General features: G+C 56.9%; 2 protein-coding genes. One reads left to right on the top strand and one right to left on the bottom strand.

The window, feature by feature from the left end:
* Window positions 1-1,108: methyl-accepting chemotaxis protein (locus B3520_RS07725; RefSeq protein WP_286875809.1), on the bottom strand; the 1,108-nt coding region annotated here is incomplete at its 3' end.
* Between the two features lie 345 nt (window positions 1,109-1,453).
* Here B3520_RS07725 and B3520_RS07720 point away from each other — a divergent pair.
* A partial coding sequence (locus B3520_RS07720) for a Gfo/Idh/MocA family protein (protein ID WP_286875808.1) occupies window positions 1,454-1,692 on the top strand: 239 nt, incomplete at its 3' end.

The raw sequence follows: 1,692 nt of genomic DNA, 5'->3' as shown, positions 1-1,692 counted from the left end.
GCAGGTTGGTCTGCTCGGCTATGGCCAGAATCACATCCATCACTTTACCGATGTCATTGGCCTGTTCGGCCAAGCCATTGACCGACTCCGAGGTCTTGTCGATTTCATCGGTCATAAACTGGATGGATTTTCGGGTCTCGCGCACTTTAGCCAGCCCATCTTTGGTGGCACTGGCGGATTCACCGGACGACTCCGACGTTTCAGTGGCATTGCGAGCCACTTCTTCTACCGCCGCGGTCATCTCGGTAACCGCACTGGCCGCCTGCTGAATCTCGTCGGTCTGCTCCTGCAGGCTGCGCGAGGAGTCTTCTGCCACCGAACTCAACTCCTCAGTTGCCGAGGCCAATTGGGTGGAGGAGTTTGAGATCTGACTGATGGCACTGCGCAGGTTCTCCCGCATGACCGCCAGCGAATTGAGCAGGCGGGCCGGTTCGTCATTGCCTTTAACCTCAATGGATTGGCTGAGATCACCACCGGCGATCGTCTCGGCATTATCCAGCGCCTGGCCCAACGGTTGAACGATACTGCGGGCAAGGAATACCGCCAGCCCGATACCGAGCAGCACCGCAACCACAATGGCCACAATCACCGCCAGTTTTGCTGCCGCAAAAACCGTGGCACCTCGTTCATCCGCTAGACGAGAGCCTTCCTGATTGATATCTGACAACTCCAACAATGCGTCAGCCATTCGATCGGCCGGGCCGCCCAAGGCTATATTGACGATCCCCATCGCCGAACCGAAATCCCCCTGCTGGACAAAGTCGACGAGAATATCAGCGTTCTCGAAGTACTCGGATTGAGCGTCCACGTATCGGTCATAAGCCGCTTGCACCTCGGGACTATTGATCACCTGCTCAAAGCGCTTCTGATTGGCACGGACATCCGCCTTCACCGCCTGCATGCGCTCGATGTTCTGCTCAACCATCACCGGGTCTTCATCCGCGGCAGTCCTTAGGGTAAACACCCGGTAGCGCATAATACTGGTCCCGAGGTCCCCTACCGCACGTACCGCGGGCATCCATTCGTCGTTGATCTCAGAGGAAATTTCGTCCATCCGGGCCATTTCATACAAAGCGAAGAGCCCCAGACCAATTAATAAAAAGAGCATGACTCCAAAGCCAGCGGCCAGTCGCGGGCCGATATTTAACGCACGTAAAAACATAGTCTGATCCCAAGATTCCGGGCTGTTGTTATTCCTTTTCACTCGCCCCAAATTTTCTGGTATGAAAACCAACACCCCTGGCCGGGGATATTCCCGCAGTTTTCAAAGTCGTTGTCTCGTTCGTCACGGGCACCACCGCCCCTCTTGGACTCTAGCACAGGACTTCAGGTACCACCGTGCCGGCCCTGATAAGGCTGTCGGCGGTGAGGCTGCAAAGTTGAAGCCTTTTTTGCCCCCTGGTGTACACTAACGGCCTACTGATCCTGTCCCCACAACGCTAGGGAGCTTGCCATGAACAAGATTCGCTGGGGGGTGCTCAGCACCGCCAATATTGGTCGCAAGAAAGTCATTCCCGCCATTCAGGCCTCCGAGCGAGGTGAAGTGGTCGCCGTGGGCTCGCGCTCCGAAGACAGTGCCCGCGCCTTTGCCGACGAGCTGGGCATTCCCGTGGCCCACGGCAGCTACGAAGCCCTGCTGGCGGACCCAAATATCGACGCCATCTACAACCCCCTGCCCAACCACTTGCATGT

The organism is Marinimicrobium sp. UBA4509, from assembly GCF_002388575.1.
GTDB lineage: Bacteria > Pseudomonadota > Gammaproteobacteria > Pseudomonadales > Cellvibrionaceae > Marinimicrobium > Marinimicrobium koreense.
The sequence above is the reverse complement of the archived record's forward strand: the minus strand, read 5'-3'. Positions and strand labels throughout refer to the sequence as shown.